Origin of the sequence: Streptomyces sp. NPDC001678 (assembly GCF_042892945.1) — a bacterium.
GTDB lineage: Bacteria > Actinomycetota > Actinomycetes > Streptomycetales > Streptomycetaceae > Streptomyces.
The window spans coordinates 134,727-148,732 of the sequence record NZ_JBIAUP010000011.1 but is presented as its reverse complement, the minus strand read 5'-3'; the positions used below and the strand labels follow the sequence as shown (position 1 = coordinate 148,732).

Genomic DNA, 14,006 nt, shown 5'->3' with positions numbered 1-14,006 from the left:
CTAAAACACCCGGATTACGTCGTTCAGCTCGCTTGTCCAGGAATCCAGCACCTTGCGCAGTCCCAGTGCGTCCCGTGCGACCGCGCTCACCACGACGGCCGGGCCGGCGAGCGGGGTGACGGCGGCGGTGGCGCCGAGCGCGCGGGCCGTCATCGGCCGCTCCTCGAAGACCGGGTGCACGACGACGAGCTGGCCGACCGCGCGGTGCCCGCCGAGCACCGCGCCGCCGTCCCAGCCGGGCACCCCCGGTCCGTAGCCCAGCTCCTGGTCGAACAGCGGCCGCCCGGCGAGGTGGACCGTCAGCCGGGAGCGCAGCCGTCCCGGTGGCTCGCCCGCCCGGCCCAGGACCTGCTCCTCGCGGAGCAGCAGCCGGGCCCCGGCACCGAGCGCGACGCGGGTGGTCGTCCGGACGTCGCTGCCGTGCGCGGAGATCAGCGGCTCGGGCAGCCAGCGCAGGGCGGCGCCGTCGGCCACGTCGATACGGGTGTCGTAGGTGGCGGGCGCGCCCGTACGGCCCGGCAGGGCGATCGTGGCGGCCGTGGTGGAGAAGGACAGCGCGGCGCCGCGCTCGACGCGGGCGCCGAGCGTCAGCCGGTCACCGCCGAGCGGGGCGCTCATGGCACCCACGAGCGCCACCCGGGCCTCGGCCCCGCGCCCGCCGATCCGGCGCAGGGCGAACGGCCCCCCGCCTTCCAGGACGGGCAGGGCGGTGCCGCCCCTGCCGTCGGGGGCGGCGACGATCCGGGCCGCCGCCACCACGCCGGCGGGGTCGGGCGCGAGCGCCGTGGCCACAGCGGCGGGGTCGGGCGCGAGCGCCGTGGCCACGGCGGCCGGTGGAGTCACGCCGCCGTCCAGATCGCGAGCCGCTCCAGCACCCAGTCCCGTACGGGCGCGACGCCGCCCTCGGTGGCGAGCGAGGTGAAGGCCACCGGGAGCTCCCCGCGCTGGGCCTTGGCGTCGCGCGCCATGCCCTCCAGGTCGACGCCGACGTACGGGGCGAGGTCGGTCTTGTTGACGACCAGCAGATCGGCGGTGGTCAGGCCGGGGCCGCCCTTGCGGGGGATGTCGTCACCGCCGGCCACGTCGATGACGAAGATCTGCGCGTCGACGAGGCCCTTGGAGAAGGTGGCGGTGAGGTTGTCGCCGCCGGACTCCACCAGGACGAGGTCCAGCGGGCCGACCGCGTCCTCCAGGTCCTCGACGGCTTCGAGGTTGGCGGAGATGTCGTCGCGGATGGCGGTGTGCGGGCAGGCGCCCGTCTCCACGGCGGTGATGCGCTCGGGCGGCAGCACGGCATTGCGCAGCAGGAACTCGGCGTCCTCGCGGGTGTAGATGTCGTTGGTGACGACGGCGATGGACAACCGCTCGCGCAGCGCGCGGCACAGGGCGGCGACCGTCGCCGTCTTGCCGGACCCGACGGGCCCGCCGAGCCCGATCCGCAGGGCACGGCGGGTGCCGTCGGGGCGGGTGGGCGCGGCGGCGCTGTAGGTGTGGCGGTGGGGGTAGGTGTCGGGGTGATCGAGGTGCACGGTTCCCTCCGGGGGCGGGGGTCCGGGGGCGGAGCCCCCGGGAGACAGTGATTACGTGGCGAACAGCCGCACCGGCCAGGCCGCGTGCTGCTCCGCCGTGATGTCGAGCAGCGGCGCCGCCGGCGCGGGCAGGGCGTCGGTCCCCTCGTCGAGCGCCCGCAGCGCCGCCTCGGCCGCCGACGCCGCCACCGCGTCGAGCTCCGGCGCCAGCCGCGCCAGCACCGCCGTCGCCTCGAACGGATCGAGGCTCAGCAGCCGCACCACCGCCGTCGCCGGCCCGCTCACCGCCTCGTACGCGGCGGCGTGAGCGGCGGCGAGCGGCCCCAGCCCGGCGGAGCGCGCCACCAGCCCGAGGACGACGGGCTGGTGGGCGCCGCGCGGCAGGGCCGCCGCGAGGGCGTCGAGCCCGGGCGACGGCCAGGCGGCGCGCGCGGCGCGCATCAGCTGCCGGCCGAGCCGGCGCGCGGCGGCGCGCAGGGCCGGTGAGGGGGTGCGGGCGTCGGCGGCGGCGTCGAGGTCGAGCGGGTCGATCCCGGCGGCCGCGGCCGCGGCGAGCCCGGCCGCGGTCAGCCCGGCGGTGTGCAGCCGTCCCCGGCAGAAGGCCTCCAGGGACGCGCCGTCCGTGACCCGGCCCGCCTTGACGGCCGCCTCGGCGCCGCCGGAGTGGGCGTGGCCCCCGGCGGGGAAGCGGCCGTCGGCCAGGACGAGGAGCGCGGCGGACAGGGCGCCGCCCGCCGGCCGGCTGTCGGACATGGTGCTCATCGGTGGCCCATCAGAAGAGGAAGTACCGCTGGGCCATGGGCAACTCCGTCGCCGGGCGCGGCTCGACCGGCTCCCCCTCGATGGTCACCGTGAAGGTGTCCGGGTCCACCTCCACGCGGGGGCGGGCGTCGTTCTCGCGCATGTCCGCCTTGGTGAGGCGGCGGGTGTCAAGGATGGGGACGAAGCGTTTGCCCAGGCCCAGCCGCTCGGGCAGCCCGTCGTCCAGCGCCCACTGGGTGACGAAGTTGAGGGAGTTGGCGGCGGGCGCCCTGCCCCGGGCGCCGAACATGGGGCGCGGGAGGATGGGCTGGGGGGTGGGGATGGAGGCGTTGGCGTCGCCCATCTGCGCGTAGGCGATCTGTCCGCCCTTGAGGACGAGCAGGGGACGGACGCCGAAGAACGCGGGCTCCCACAGCACCAGGTCGGCGAGCTTGCCGGTCTCGACGGAGCCGATCTCGTGGTCGAGTCCCTGGGCGACGGCGGGGTTGATCGTGTACTTGGCGACGTAGCGGCGGGCCCGCCGGTTGTCGGCGCGGCCGTCGCCGGGCAGGGCGCCGCGCCGTTCCTTCATCACGTGCGCGGTCTGCCAGGTGCGCAGGACCACCTCGCCGATGCGCCCCATGGCCTGGGAGTCGGAGGAGATGATCGAGATGGCGCCGAGGTCGTGGAGGACGTCCTCGGCGGCGATCGTGCCGGGCCGGATCCGGGACTCGGCGAAGGCGAGGTCCTCGGGGACGGCGGGGTTGAGGTGGTGGCAGACCATCAGCATGTCGAGGTGCTCCTCGACGGTGTTGACGGTGTGCGGCCGGGTGGGGTTGGTGGAGCTGGGCAGGACGTTGGCCTCGGAGACCACCGTGATGATGTCGGGCGCGTGGCCGCCGCCCGCGCCCTCGGTGTGGTACGCGTGGATGGAGCGTCCGGCGATGGCGGCGAGGGTGTCGCCGACGAAGCCCGCCTCGTTGAGGGTGTCGGTGTGGATGGCGAGCTGGGCGCCGCTCTCCTCGCACACGCTCAGACAGGCGTCGATGGCGGCGGGGGTGGCGCCCCAGTCCTCATGGATCTTGAATCCGACGGCTCCGGCCCGCAGTTGGGCGCGCATCGCGTCGTGCGAGACGGTGTTGCCCTTGCCGAGGAGGCCTATGTTGACCGGGTGCCCCTCCATGGCCTCGAACATCCGGGCGAGGTGCCAGGAGCCGGGGGTGATGGTGGTGGCCTTGCTGCCCTCGGCGGGGCCGGTGCCGCCGCCCACGAGCGTGGTGACGCCGGAGGCCAGCGCCTCGTCGGCGAGCTGGGGGCAGATGAAGTGGACGTGGGCGTCGACGGCGCCGGCGGTGAGGATCCTGCCGTTGCCGGAGATGATCTCCGTCTCGGGGCCGATGACGAGGTCGGGGTGGACTCCGTCCATGGTGTCGGGGTTACCGGCCTTGCCGATGCCGGTGATCCGTCCGTCGCGGATGCCCACGTCGGCCTTGACGATCCCCCAGTGGTCGAGGACGACGGCGCCGGTGATCACGGTGTCGGGGGCGCCCTCGGCGCGGGTGACGCGCGACTGGCCCATCGACTCGCGGATGACCTTGCCGCCGCCGAAGACCGCCTCGTCCCCGGCGTGGCCGGGGCCGCCGCAGCGGTCCTCCTCGATCTCCACCAGCAGACTGGTGTCGGCGAGGCGGATCCGGTCGCCGGCCGTCGGCCCGTAGAGCGCGGCGTACTCGGCGCGGGTCAGCTCAGGCATCGAGCGGTCCCCCGCACTCGCCGCGCAGCCCCTCGACGACGCGCTTGCCGCCGATGGGCACGAGGTCGACCTCGACCGGGATGCCCGGCTCGAAGCGCACGGCGGTGCCGGCGGCTATGTCGAGGCGCAGGCCGTGGGCGGCCGCGCGGTCGAAGGCGAGGCCCGGGTTGGCCTCGGCGAAGTGGTAGTGGGAGCCGACCTGGACGGGCCGGTCGGCGGCATTGAGGACGGCCAGCCGGACGCGTCGCGACCCTTCGTTGAGCCGTACGGGCGCGTCGGCGTGGAGGATCTCTCCGGGAATCATGGTGCCCCCGTCACGCGATGGGTTCGTGGACGGTGACGAGCTTCGTCCCGTCCGGGAAAGTGGCCTCGACCTGGACGTCGTGGATCATCTCGGGGATGCCGTCCATGACCTCGTCGCGGGTGAGGACCTTGCGCCCCGAGGACATCAGCTCGGCGACGGTGCGGCCGTCGCGGGCGCCCTCGAGGATGTGGGCGGTGATCAGGGCCACCGCTTCGGGGTGGTTGAGGCGCAGCCCGCGGGCCCGGCGCCGCTCCGCGACGTCGGCGGCCACATGGATGAGCAGCCGTTCCTGCTCGTGCGGGGAAAGTTGCATGTAACCCACCTCAACACAGTGTTGACCTGGGGTTCTTCTCCCCGCGGCTCCTGACCGCAGATTAGGGCGCAAGCTTTTCCAACGCGTTAACCGGGATGACCGATTTTTGGTGCGTCCATGACCGGCGCAGGCGCGGACGGGCGCCGTGCGCGCCGGGGTGTCAGTGCCGGGCGGTGCCGCCCGGGTCACGGTGGTCGGCGGCCATGCTCCCGTGGCCCCGGTGCTCGGCCGCGATGCCGAAGCGGCCGCGTTCGCCCGGAGCGGACGCCGACACCGGGCGGACCGTGGCGACCGTGCTGATCACCGGCTCCTCCGGCGCGGCCGCCCCGGCCGCCTCCTCCTCGAGTCGTCGCAGGTCGTCGGCGGAGACCAGGGCCACCAGCGGCTTCCCGTGACGGGTGACGACGACCCGCTCGCCGCCGTAGACGACACGGTTGATGAGGTCCGCCAGCTCGGCTCGGGCTTGCGTCACAGGAATCTCGTAGGCCATGGCCCTAGCCTAGGCAATGTCCACCTGGTCCACCGTAGTCCGTGACGAAAGCGAAGATCCAGGTCAGAGGTACTCGCGCGCTCCCGTGCGCTCTCGTGTTTGAGAGATGCGTGAGACGAGGTGAGACGAAGAGCTATCTGGTCGCACTGAACCCTGGCAGGTCTCCGGCGCGGCGGAACGCCCCGCTCCACTGCCCTCGCACGCAGCTCCGGCCGGGCGTGTGCCCGCCCGTCGAATCGAGCAGGAGGGCCCGGGCGCCGCCATCAGGGTGCCGGCCCTCCTCTCACCGCTGGACACGCGGGGCCCGCATCCGGCGGCTCATCGAGCCGCCCTCCTCTCGCAGTACGGAGATGTCCGCTATGGGGAAGTTTGATGGCGGAGATTCGCAAGAGGTACGACGCGGAGTTCCGGGAGAAGGAGGCCACCCGGGCTGGCCTGGACCCGGACGAGCGACTCCTCAAGAGCTCCACGGCCCGGCAGACGGCCCTGACCGGGGCCCTGGCGGAGTACTGCCGCAGCCACGAGCTGGTGCTGGGAGCGATCTTCATCGAGCGCGGCGGCAGCAGCGCCAGCAGCGCGGCGTTCACCGGGCTACTGGATGTGTTCGATCTGCCGGATGTCTACGGAGTGGTCCTGCCCGCTACGTCCCACCTGGGGACCGAACCGATAGCCGCCGAGCGGCAGCGGGAGATCGCCCGATCCGGAATCCGGCTGATGGTCGTCCGCGACAACATCACCCGCCGGGCGCCCACCCACTCTCACCGCCGCACTCCCAGCTCAGTCCCTGCTCTGGAGGCCGAGACATGAGGCTCGTCATGCCCGATGCCATCAAACGCTTCTTCGCCCCTGTCCCCGAATCCGTGGGTCAGGCCCGGGACTTCGTCGTTCGCGCCCTGACCGCCTGTAGCCGGAAGGGGTGGGCCGATGACGTCCGCCTCTGTGCCTTCGAGCTGGCCACCAACGCCCTCGCGCACGGCACACGCCGCGGCCGTGGCTTCCACGTCGCGATGAGCGTCGAGGACGGCGTCGTCCGCGTCGAGGTCCACGACTCCAGCCCCCGCCGGCCCCAGCCGGCGGCGCGGTCGACCCCGCCGGCAGTCGCCCACCCCGCTGGTCGAGCTGTGCTTCACCCCGGCCTACGCATCCTGGGCCAACCCGATCGAGGCCCACTTCGGCCCGCTGCGGCAGTTCACCCTGGCCAACTCCCACCACCGCAGCCACCCCACACAAACCCAGGCACCGCACCGCTACCCGCGCCGGCGCAACGCCAACGCCCGCCACCCCGACGTACTTGCCGCCCACCGCAAGGAACGCACCCGCATCCGCAGCGAAAAGGGCATCCGCTGGGGCGGACGCCCCCTCAACGCCGCAGCCTGAGCGACCGCGAACCGCAGCACCGGACTGCCGAAAGGGACAAGCTCACGAGAAGAACAGCAACAAAAGGACGACTCAGGAGGCGGACGGCTCGATCTCCCCCGCAAAGACGATGACCTGGTCGATGAGGCTCCGCCGCAGATGGACGACGTCCGTTCCCGCCAGGCGGGGGCCTCCATCCGGCGTGGTGAAGACCCACCGGTACCGGGCCCACTCGTCAGGCATGTCCACCGCTGAGCAGCGCACCATCGTGCCGGTCCCCGCCGGGTGGCGCCGGATGTCCAGCACGAACCGCTCGACCGCCGCGATTCCTTCACTGCGACCCAACGGCCCCCAGAAGACCACGTCCGAGGTCAGGGCCTGGGAGAGCAGGGCAGTCACATAGCTGTCGTCCGAGGCGTTGAACGCGGAGATGAACGTGTCGATCGCGGAGCGTGCCGTCTCTTCCTGCATGCCCCAGTAATACCAGCCGTTGCACGTGCGCTCGTCCCGCGAGCCGCCTTCCGATCACGGGTGTGAGTAGTTGGGGTACAGGAAATCCCGGTGAGATTGATCTTGGTCGGCTGGCAAACCGTTCTGCGGCCTCGCTGAGGTTCGTGGAAAGATCGTCGAGCGGGTGCCGGCGCTGGCTACGGTCCGCCTCGTGCCGGTGGAGTTCCTGACTGATGAGCAGGCCGAGGCGTACGGGACGTTCGCTGAGGTGCCCACGCGTCCGGAACTGGAGCGGCTCTTTTTCCTCGACGATGACGACCGTGGCGCGTGCCGATACCCAGGGCCGTGACCGCGACGGCGGCGACGTCGCGTTCGTGGACCGGCGCCGTGACGGCGTCGGGGCGGACCAGCCGCACGAGGCCGCTCGGCCGGATCGACTCCGCCCAGCCCAGGCTGTTGCTCGCCAGGACCAGGGGCCGCACCGGTGTCCAGGGCAGTACGACGCCTTCCAGGTCCGCCTCGGCGGCCATCGTGGCAAAGCCTTCCGCACTGGCCGGTGGGGCGTAGAGAAACACCCTGCGCACGCCGTCGAGTGCGGGGCGCAGCGTGTCGGGCCGGGTGAGGTCGGCGGTCACGACTTCGGCTGCGGCGGGCAGGTCGAGATCGGCCAAGACGGACCTTCGGGCCGGAAATCAGAAGGCGGGAGCCCTCGGCACACAAGGAGCCGCCGGGGCTGAGGGGTCCAGGGCCCGCTTGACCAGTCCGATCGCACGCGGGCTGTACGACATGCTCAGATGGGCGGAGAAGTCGACGAAGCAGCCCTCCTGCAAGGTGATGTTCTGCACCGTTGCTCCAGGGCCCGCCACCATGAACGTGCTTTGCCAGGGGGTGGTGATCTCGTCGTACTTCGTGCCGATCACGGTGTAGTCGACCCCGGGAACGGTGTCCCCGTCGGCGTTGAGCTCCTTGATGAAGTCGGACTTCTCGTACTGCTGGATGCCCGCCTTCCCGAGGGGCTTCTCCCCGGACTCCAGCATGTGGAGCTTGTCGGCGAGGGTCTCGATGCCGCTTATGGTGGTGCCGTGGTTGGTCGCGCCGAGTTGGACGACCTTCTTGACCTTGTTCTTCGAGGGATCGCTCGTGTTCGCGCCACCGTCGGCCTTGAGATACCAGCGGGACAGGGTCCCGCCCTGGGAGTGGCCGACGAGGTCCACCTGCCCGGAGCCGCTGGCGGCGAGCACCTTGTCCACGAAGGCGGCCAGCTCCTTGGAGGACTTCTTGATGTCTCCGTAGCCCTTGACGGTGGGAGCGAGAGCCACTCCGGCGTCGTCGGTGTCGCCGAAGTCGAGGGCGTAGACGCAGTAGCCCTGGGCCTTCAGCTCGGGTGACATCCGGGCCCAGTTGTTGTAGCGGTTCTCGTAGGTGCCGTGGACCAGGACGACCGGACGCGGGTGGGCGGCGCTGGGACGGCAGTTCCAGTCGTTGGCGCCGGGCGGATCGATGTCGAGGCGGAGGATGGAATAGCCCATGGCGGGAAGGAAATTGTCCTGCGCCGGGCCGGTCTCCGCTGCCGCGGACGTGGAGGTGGCCAAGACCGTCGCCGCGACGGCGGCACAGACGGCGGTGGCGTATCTGGGTATGTGCAAGACGGCTCCTGAGGAGTGCGGAACTCGGACCACGCGCGATGTTTCTCATGAGTGCCGACCGAGGAGGGAACCCCGGGTGACCTCCCCCGACGCCCTCACCGGATGACGCACCGTCACCCCCTCTCCGGATCCGGTACTGCCCGAGGAGGATCCCGGACCGTCGGCCTCGTGCCCCCGGGGCGACCTTCCCGGCCCTCGGTGTACACATCAAGGCGGGAAACCCTAAAGGGAGGGGAGCACAGGCTTGGTACTCACATCCCACAAATAGCCGGATCATCACACCAGCCACACCCGGCCATCACATCTCTACAAGATCGCGTTACGAGCTCTGTGTCCGCAGATCACTTGGGCGATGTGCGGTGGCAGACCGTTCATGATGGCGTCGGTCAGGCCCGTAGCGGCCAGCGCTGGTCGCCATGACGATGCCCGGGCCGTCGCAGGGTGGACGTGCTCTGGGCGATGCTGAGGGACAAACACCTGTTCACGACCGCAGCACCGGCGCCTGCGACGGCTTGACTTCTGCATTGAGATGCCCCGTCAGCAACCCGGCGAGGCTTCATCACGCGCGTGCCCAGGAGCCCGCGATGCGTGTTCGGACGACAACCGAGGACGAACCCGCACCCGTCGGCAAGGGCACGAACCGTGGGGCATTCACCGAAGGCTCCCGCCGGGACGGGCCGTCCAAAGCACGCACCGCACGATCGCGCTCCTCGCCCGAGAGACGGACCAGCCAGTGTCTGCCTCCCCACCTCCGGCATTCCCGTGCTGCCAATGGCCCGCCTCTCGGCGAGCGAGCTCTCGGCCCTCCGAGATGCACTCCCGAGATCGACCAGGGAAGAGCCGAACGCCTTGAGGGGCCTGGCCGCCATGACCGGCCCCATCCCGTCAAGCCGGGTCGGCTGAAGGTCGTGCAGATGATGGTGCGGCAGCCGGGCAACGCCCGTTCGAGGTCGGCGGCGATGGTCAGGCCGTCCCGGCCGGGCATCTATACCTGGCCACCTGCGCCCAGGCCACCTCTCCCTGGGCGAGGCGCATCCACGCGATCTGCTCCAGCACCGTGACGAGGCCGAGCACCCAGCGCATGTCATCCATGTCCTGAGGCCACACACGACACCGCCCATGGCCACGAGCGCATGAGCGTCCAACTTCGGCCATGCAGACCCTCGTGGACCCCGTCCTCGACCAGCCTTCCCCTGGTCCGCCCGGCGATCCAAACGAAAGCTCGTAGAGAAATTTGTGAGACGTACGCCCTCGACAAACCGTCAAACCGGCCTCCGACCTGGGCATTTGACTTGATCACCAGAATCCGGTCCCATTCTAATCCCCTGTACGTCCTGTACATTTTTTACAGATCACCGATCGACCCGTTCGAAAGGCGTGACCATGGACCATCGACCCCTCGCCCGGCACGTCCTGCCGGAGTTCACCGAACGCACCAGCGGCGGGACGCGCACCTTCGACCCCTACTCCAAGCTGTTCTCCGAGCGTGTGGTCTTCCTCGGGACGGCCCTCGACGACGCGGCGGCGAGCGATGTGATCGCCCAGCTGATGCACCTGGAGCACGCGGCGCCAGGGCAGGACATCGCGCTCTACATCAACTCCCCCGGCGGCTCCTTCTCCGCGATGTGCGCCATCTACGACTCCATGCGCTACGTCGGCTGCGACGTCCAGACCTACTGCCTGGGCCAGGCCGCCTCGGCCGCCGCCGTGCTGCTGGCGGCCGGCACCCCCGGCAAGCGGATGGTGCTGCCGCACTCCCGGGTCCTCGTCCATGAGCCGGCCCTGCCCGAGCCCGTCCGGGGGCAGCCCTCGGACCTGGAGATCCAGGCCGCCGAGATGCTGCGCGCCCGGGAGACCCTGGTGGAGATGCTGGCGCTGCACACCGGGCGGAGCCCGGAGCGGATCCGGCGGGACGTCGAGCGCGACACCGTCCTCGACGCGGCGGGGGCCGTGGCCCACGGCCTGGCCGACGCGGTGGTCGCCGACCGCCGGGCGCAGGGCGCGCCGGCCAGGGAGAGGTGAGCGGGATGCCGCACGGGCCGTCCCACCGGTTCCCTCCGGAGCTGCCGCCGCTGCCCGCGCTGACCCGGGCCGAGGGCGAGCTGGTCGACCGTTATCTGGAAGTACTGGATCAGCTCGGACGGATCAACCCGGCCCGCGCGCAGGACACGTACGGCGGGCTACGAGCCGCGCAGAGGCTCGTGGTCGCGGCCGCGGGACTGCGCGACGCGCTGGCGACGATGTACGAGCGGGGAGAACGACAGGTGTACGCGGGAACGCTGGCGCGGGCGATGCGGGTCCTGGACGGTGAACGCCGGGCGCTGCGGGTGACCTTGCCGCCTTCGGTTGCGAACTGAGGAGCGGAAACATTCTTCCCTCGATCTCCTTCAGACAGCGGATGGGATCGTAGACAACCCGTGGTGATCATGTCGGGCCGTACGCGCGGTTTGCGCTCGGGGTGATCGCCCGCGCCGCAGGTGACCGGCTCACCAGGGGGAATCCGCAGGAGTCAAATCGCCCCGCGTCCACCGGAATTGCCCAACGGTGACGAGGCTCACATATGCCGGGATCCCCTCGGCGTGCCCGGCGCGGCTGCGCCAAGATCCCTCCGACGACAAGACCCCGCCACCACGGCGGGGCGGTCCGGGCGGACGCCGAACCCCGCCGCCGCCCGGGCGCTGGTCGACATGAGTGCATCGGCGGGGATGGAGGACCCAGGCACGACGGGAGGGCCGGAGCTGTGAAGTTCCGGACCAGCCCTTGGGGTGAAGCCGCCTCGGCGGCCGGGCATCTTCGCCTGCCCGAACCCGACAGGTCATCCTTCACAGGCGGCTGACGAAGGGTTTGGCATGGGCGCGCACAAACGTCCCTCACGGCTGTCCAGGGCCGGGGTGGTACCCCTGTCCGTGAAATCCGCCCTGACTCTGGCGGCCGTCGGCGCAACGGTACTGGCACCCGGCGTCGTCGACGACGCCGAAGCCGCCACCATCTCCACCAAAGCCCTGTGGATCGCGGCCTCAAAGGCGGGCTCCCCCTACGTATGGGGTGGCACGGGCCCGTACAGCTTCGACTGCTCGGGGCTGACGCAGTACTCCTTCAAACGGGCCGGCAAGCAGCTGCCCCGTACCGCCCAGGAGCAGTACAACCGCACCGAACACATTCCCACCCCCTCTCGGGAACAGGGCGACCTGGTGTTCTTCCACGGCCGGGGCGGCGTCTACCACGTGGGGATCTACGCCGGGAACAATCTGATCTGGCATGCCCCGAAGACCGGTTCGGTCGTCCGCCTCGAGCGCATCTGGACCAGAAGCGTCTCGTACGGCCGAGTGAACGACTGAACCACCGGCGCGGGTGACGACCGGCGCGGCTACCGCTTCCCGCCCCCGTCGTCCCGCAGAATCCAACGCGCGTACCCGTCGCGCCGGGCTTCCCGCGCGCCGAGCGCGTCTCCCGTGGCAGCGGACCCGACTGCCGTGCGGTGCCCACCGGCACCAGCGACACCCGAGAACCCACCGGTTCCTGTGCGCGGCTCCACAAGAGCGCCGGGCCGGGCGGACATTCCCGCCCGGCCCCTCCGCGCTGCCGGTCAGCGGACGGACACCGTCCACGGCAGTGCGATCCACACCGTCTTGCCGCCGTCGGCGGTCGGGGTGACGACGACCCTGCCGCCGTACTCGGCGGTGAGCGCGCGGACGATCACCATGCCGCGGCCGTTGTCCTGCTGGACGGCGGCGGGCAGCCGCCTGGGGTGGCGCGGGTGGCTGTCGGTGACCCCGACCCGCAGCCGCTCCTCCCGGTCCAGCCGGAGCTCCACGGTGAAGGTGGGCGACTGGCCCCGGGTGTGCTGCACGGCGTTGGTGGCCAGCTCGGAGAGGATCAGCCGGATCGTGTCGGCCAGGTCCGTCCCGTCCGTCAGGCCCCAGGTGACGAGAACGTCCATGACATGGCGGCGGGCGGCGGAGACCGAGGCGGGAGCGCTCGGCAGGGTGACGGATGCTTCCTGGTGATCTGCCATGGCGCTGTCCCTTTCCCACCGAGGCTCGGCCCGGCTCTTGTGCGCCAGCGTCCCACTGATAACGGCCGCGATGGGTGTGATCCACCGGATTGTGGATATATCTGTCGCTCAAAGCGGTGAACTCTACGACGAGCGACCGGATTTGGCCGTGACACTGGTTTATTGACTCTGACGCGGGGTGTGTGAACAACGCGTCAAGGGTTATCACGACGCTTCCATGTGAGCGGCGGGGAGGGAGAGCTGATGCGGTACGGACCCGCGGTGCGCCGCCGCAAACTCGGCGCGGAACTGCGCCGTCAGCGCGAGCTGACCGGGATGACGAGCCGGGAGGCGGCCTGCGCGGTCGGCTGGCACCAGTCGAAGGTGAGCCGGATCGAGACGGGCAGCAGCGGGGTGAAACCCGCCGATGTGGCCCGGCTGCTGGATGTCTACCGGGTGTCGGACCCGGAGCTGCGGGCTCTGCTGGGGGCCCTGTGCGGGGCGGGGTCCAAGGACGCGGAGGGGGCGCGGCGCGGCTGGTGGTACGCCTATCGCGACCTGCTGCCTTCGGCGTATCTCGACTTCATCAGCCTGGAGTCGGAGGCCTCCCACGCCCGCACGCTGGAGACCGCGGTGGTGCCCGGGTTGTTGCAGACACCCGACTACGCCCGGGCGGTGACCCGCGCGGCGCTCGGCGATCCGCCGGCCCAGCAGGTCGAGGAGCTCGTCCGGGTGCGGCTGGCCCGGCAGGCGGTGCTCGGGGGGCGCCGGCCGCTGGAGCTGTGCGCGGTGCTGGACGAGGCGGTGCTGCGGCACGAGGTGGGCAGCCCCGAGGTGATGACGGGACAGCTACGGCATTTGCTGGAAAGGGGCTCACTGCCGCATGTGCGGCTCCACGTACTGCCGTTCACCAGTGGCAACCATATCGGCATCACGGGCCCTTTCGTTATCTTCTCATTTCCGCGCATCGCCGATCTGGACGTGGTTGTTCTCGACCACTTGACGAGTAGCCTCTATCTGGAGCGGAAAGAGGACCTCCGGGCGTACGCCTCCGCATTCACGACGCTCCGGGCGCACGCCCTGTCGCACGAGAAATCGTTGGAATACATCGCCGGGATCAGTGACGGCGCATAGGGAGGCGACATGTCCGCAATGCCTCGGTACGTACCCTCTGCATCGGCCCAGCCCGCTCGGTGCGCCGCGGTATGGCACCGCAGCAGCTACAGCACGGGAATGAACAACTGCGTAGAGACGGCGCTCCTGGGTACGGAGCTGCTCGCCGTGCGTGACTCACGGCGCGACGCCGGCCCTGTCCTGCTCTTCCCCCGCACCACCTGGTCGGCCTTCGTCACGGACCTGGACGGCGGCGGCCCGGGCCGTTCCCCGGGCGAGGACGCCGACGGGTCCTGAGCCGGCGCGAGCCGGAACCG

Annotated in this window: 18 protein-coding genes, 2 pseudogenes and 1 riboswitch; of the genes and pseudogenes, 8 read left to right on the top strand and 12 right to left on the bottom strand. The window is 71.0% G+C overall.

Translation table 11 applies throughout. The features are described from left to right. The 7 genes from ACFYZR_RS23165 to ACFYZR_RS23135 form a co-directional block, all read right to left on the bottom strand. Complete coding sequence (locus tag ACFYZR_RS23165; protein ID WP_391913425.1) at positions 1 to 792, bottom strand: urease accessory protein UreD; 792 nt, start codon at positions 790 to 792, stop codon at positions 1 to 3. Positions 793 to 839: 47 nt separating this feature from the next. Beyond that, entirely contained in the window at positions 840 to 1,529 is a 690-nt protein-coding gene (ureG, locus tag ACFYZR_RS23160; protein ID WP_391913188.1) for an urease accessory protein UreG, read from the bottom strand. A gap of 51 nt (positions 1,530 to 1,580) precedes the next feature. After that, positions 1,581 to 2,282 carry an urease accessory protein UreF gene (locus ACFYZR_RS23155; RefSeq protein ID WP_391913186.1) on the bottom strand — a complete coding sequence of 234 codons (702 nt, stop codon included), beginning with the start codon at positions 2,280 to 2,282 and terminating at the stop codon, positions 1,581 to 1,583. A gap of 19 nt (positions 2,283 to 2,301) precedes the next feature. Next, entirely contained in the window at positions 2,302 to 4,023 is a 1,722-nt protein-coding gene (locus tag ACFYZR_RS23150) for an urease subunit alpha (RefSeq protein ID WP_391913184.1), read from the bottom strand. Next, positions 4,016 to 4,327, bottom strand: a complete 312-nt coding sequence (locus tag ACFYZR_RS23145; RefSeq protein ID WP_391913182.1) for an urease subunit beta — start codon at positions 4,325 to 4,327, stop codon at positions 4,016 to 4,018. The genes ACFYZR_RS23150 and ACFYZR_RS23145 overlap by 8 nt, the downstream gene beginning before the upstream one ends. A gap of 10 nt (positions 4,328 to 4,337) precedes the next feature. After that, positions 4,338 to 4,640 carry an urease subunit gamma gene (locus ACFYZR_RS23140; protein ID WP_229356557.1) on the bottom strand — a complete coding sequence of 101 codons (303 nt, stop codon included), beginning with the start codon at positions 4,638 to 4,640 and terminating at the stop codon, positions 4,338 to 4,340. Positions 4,641 to 4,800: 160 nt separating this feature from the next. After that, positions 4,801 to 5,130, bottom strand: a complete 330-nt coding sequence (locus ACFYZR_RS23135; protein WP_391913179.1) for a type II toxin-antitoxin system Phd/YefM family antitoxin — start codon at positions 5,128 to 5,130, stop codon at positions 4,801 to 4,803. Positions 5,131 to 5,502: 372 nt separating this feature from the next. On the opposite strand from ACFYZR_RS23135, the gene ACFYZR_RS23130 reads away from it, so the two are divergent. The 3 genes and pseudogenes from ACFYZR_RS23130 to ACFYZR_RS23120 form a co-directional block, all read left to right on the top strand. Further along, positions 5,503 to 5,937 (top strand): hypothetical protein, encoded by a 435-nt coding sequence (locus ACFYZR_RS23130; RefSeq protein ID WP_391913177.1) that lies wholly within the window; start codon positions 5,503 to 5,505, stop codon positions 5,935 to 5,937. Next, positions 5,934 to 6,167: pseudogene (locus ACFYZR_RS23125) on the top strand (ATP-binding protein); the annotation flags it as partial. The gene ACFYZR_RS23130 and the pseudogene ACFYZR_RS23125, both read left to right, overlap by 4 nt. A gap of 73 nt (positions 6,168 to 6,240) precedes the next feature. Further along, positions 6,241 to 6,507: pseudogene (locus tag ACFYZR_RS23120) on the top strand (IS630 family transposase); the annotation flags it as partial. A 72-nt stretch (positions 6,508 to 6,579) separates the two neighbouring features. Here the strand turns inward: ACFYZR_RS23120 and ACFYZR_RS23115 are convergent. The 4 genes from ACFYZR_RS23115 to ACFYZR_RS23100 all read right to left on the bottom strand — a co-directional run bounded on the left by ACFYZR_RS23115 (position 6,580) and on the right by ACFYZR_RS23100 (position 9,674). Then, positions 6,580 to 6,957 (bottom strand): nuclear transport factor 2 family protein, encoded by a 378-nt coding sequence (locus tag ACFYZR_RS23115; RefSeq protein WP_274911083.1) that lies wholly within the window; start codon positions 6,955 to 6,957, stop codon positions 6,580 to 6,582. A 176-nt stretch (positions 6,958 to 7,133) separates the two neighbouring features. Further along, the gene (locus tag ACFYZR_RS23110; protein ID WP_391913433.1) at positions 7,134 to 7,607 is read right to left on the bottom strand and encodes an SDR family oxidoreductase; all 474 of its coding nucleotides are present in this window, start codon (positions 7,605 to 7,607) and stop codon (positions 7,134 to 7,136) included. Positions 7,608 to 7,628: 21 nt separating this feature from the next. Then, the gene (locus ACFYZR_RS23105; protein ID WP_391913175.1) at positions 7,629 to 8,582 is read right to left on the bottom strand and encodes an esterase/lipase family protein; all 954 of its coding nucleotides are present in this window, start codon (positions 8,580 to 8,582) and stop codon (positions 7,629 to 7,631) included. A 963-nt stretch (positions 8,583 to 9,545) separates the two neighbouring features. Beyond that, on the bottom strand, positions 9,546 to 9,674 hold the full coding sequence (locus ACFYZR_RS23100) for a hypothetical protein (protein ID WP_391913173.1): 129 nt from the start codon (positions 9,672 to 9,674) through the stop codon (positions 9,546 to 9,548). Between the two features lie 291 nt (positions 9,675 to 9,965). Here ACFYZR_RS23100 and ACFYZR_RS23095 point away from each other — a divergent pair, with 291 nt between their 5' ends. From ACFYZR_RS23095 to ACFYZR_RS23085, 3 genes are all read left to right on the top strand, one after another. Beyond that, positions 9,966 to 10,604 carry an ATP-dependent Clp protease proteolytic subunit gene (locus ACFYZR_RS23095; protein WP_391913171.1) on the top strand — a complete coding sequence of 213 codons (639 nt, stop codon included), beginning with the start codon at positions 9,966 to 9,968 and terminating at the stop codon, positions 10,602 to 10,604. Positions 10,605 to 10,609: 5 nt separating this feature from the next. Beyond that, positions 10,610 to 10,939: a hypothetical protein gene (locus ACFYZR_RS23090; protein ID WP_391913169.1), complete on the top strand. Its 330-nt coding sequence runs from the start codon at positions 10,610 to 10,612 to the stop codon at positions 10,937 to 10,939. A gap of 285 nt (positions 10,940 to 11,224) precedes the next feature. Further along, positions 11,225 to 11,428, top strand: a riboswitch (cyclic di-AMP (ydaO/yuaA leader). A 3-nt stretch (positions 11,429 to 11,431) separates the two neighbouring features. Next, positions 11,432 to 11,920, top strand: coding sequence for a C40 family peptidase (locus ACFYZR_RS23085; protein WP_391913167.1), 489 nt, complete (start codon positions 11,432 to 11,434; stop codon positions 11,918 to 11,920). Positions 11,921 to 12,168: 248 nt separating this feature from the next. Here the strand turns inward: ACFYZR_RS23085 and ACFYZR_RS23080 are convergent, their stop codons facing one another. Then, positions 12,169 to 12,597, bottom strand: a complete 429-nt coding sequence (locus ACFYZR_RS23080; protein WP_391913165.1) for an ATP-binding protein — start codon at positions 12,595 to 12,597, stop codon at positions 12,169 to 12,171. Positions 12,598 to 12,840: 243 nt separating this feature from the next. On the opposite strand from ACFYZR_RS23080, the gene ACFYZR_RS23075 reads away from it, so the two are divergent. Further along, a complete protein-coding gene (locus tag ACFYZR_RS23075; protein ID WP_391913163.1) occupies positions 12,841 to 13,710 on the top strand; it encodes a helix-turn-helix domain-containing protein in 870 nt (289 codons plus the stop codon). Positions 13,711 to 13,719: 9 nt separating this feature from the next. Further along, on the top strand, positions 13,720 to 13,986 hold the full coding sequence (locus ACFYZR_RS23070; RefSeq protein ID WP_391913161.1) for a DUF397 domain-containing protein: 267 nt from the start codon (positions 13,720 to 13,722) through the stop codon (positions 13,984 to 13,986). Positions 13,987 to 14,006: the final 20 nt, after the last annotated feature.

Excerpts from the sequence above, each read along its gene's own strand:
- ACFYZR_RS23155 (WP_391913186.1), bottom strand. The coding sequence starts at position 2,282 with ATGTCCGACAGCCGGCCGGCGGGCGGCGCCCTGTCCGCCGCGCTCCTC.
- ACFYZR_RS23130 (WP_391913177.1), top strand. The coding sequence starts at position 5,503 with ATGGCGGAGATTCGCAAGAGGTACGACGCGGAGTTCCGGGAGAAGGAG.
- ACFYZR_RS23140 (WP_229356557.1), bottom strand. The coding sequence starts at position 4,640 with ATGCAACTTTCCCCGCACGAGCAGGAACGGCTGCTCATCCATGTGGCC.
- ACFYZR_RS23075 (WP_391913163.1), top strand. The coding sequence starts at position 12,841 with ATGCGGTACGGACCCGCGGTGCGCCGCCGCAAACTCGGCGCGGAACTG.
- ACFYZR_RS23145 (WP_391913182.1), bottom strand. The coding sequence starts at position 4,327 with ATGATTCCCGGAGAGATCCTCCACGCCGACGCGCCCGTACGGCTCAAC.
- ACFYZR_RS23090 (WP_391913169.1), top strand. The coding sequence starts at position 10,610 with ATGCCGCACGGGCCGTCCCACCGGTTCCCTCCGGAGCTGCCGCCGCTG.
- ACFYZR_RS23135 (WP_391913179.1), bottom strand. The coding sequence starts at position 5,130 with ATGGCCTACGAGATTCCTGTGACGCAAGCCCGAGCCGAGCTGGCGGAC.
- ACFYZR_RS23080 (WP_391913165.1), bottom strand. The coding sequence starts at position 12,597 with ATGGCAGATCACCAGGAAGCATCCGTCACCCTGCCGAGCGCTCCCGCC.
- ACFYZR_RS23070 (WP_391913161.1), top strand. The coding sequence starts at position 13,720 with ATGTCCGCAATGCCTCGGTACGTACCCTCTGCATCGGCCCAGCCCGCT.
- ACFYZR_RS23085 (WP_391913167.1), top strand. The coding sequence starts at position 11,432 with ATGGGCGCGCACAAACGTCCCTCACGGCTGTCCAGGGCCGGGGTGGTA.
- ACFYZR_RS23115 (WP_274911083.1), bottom strand. The coding sequence starts at position 6,957 with ATGCAGGAAGAGACGGCACGCTCCGCGATCGACACGTTCATCTCCGCG.
- ACFYZR_RS23095 (WP_391913171.1), top strand. The coding sequence starts at position 9,966 with ATGGACCATCGACCCCTCGCCCGGCACGTCCTGCCGGAGTTCACCGAA.
- ACFYZR_RS23150 (WP_391913184.1), bottom strand. The coding sequence starts at position 4,023 with ATGCCTGAGCTGACCCGCGCCGAGTACGCCGCGCTCTACGGGCCGACG.
- ACFYZR_RS23100 (WP_391913173.1), bottom strand. The coding sequence starts at position 9,674 with ATGGATGACATGCGCTGGGTGCTCGGCCTCGTCACGGTGCTGGAGCAG.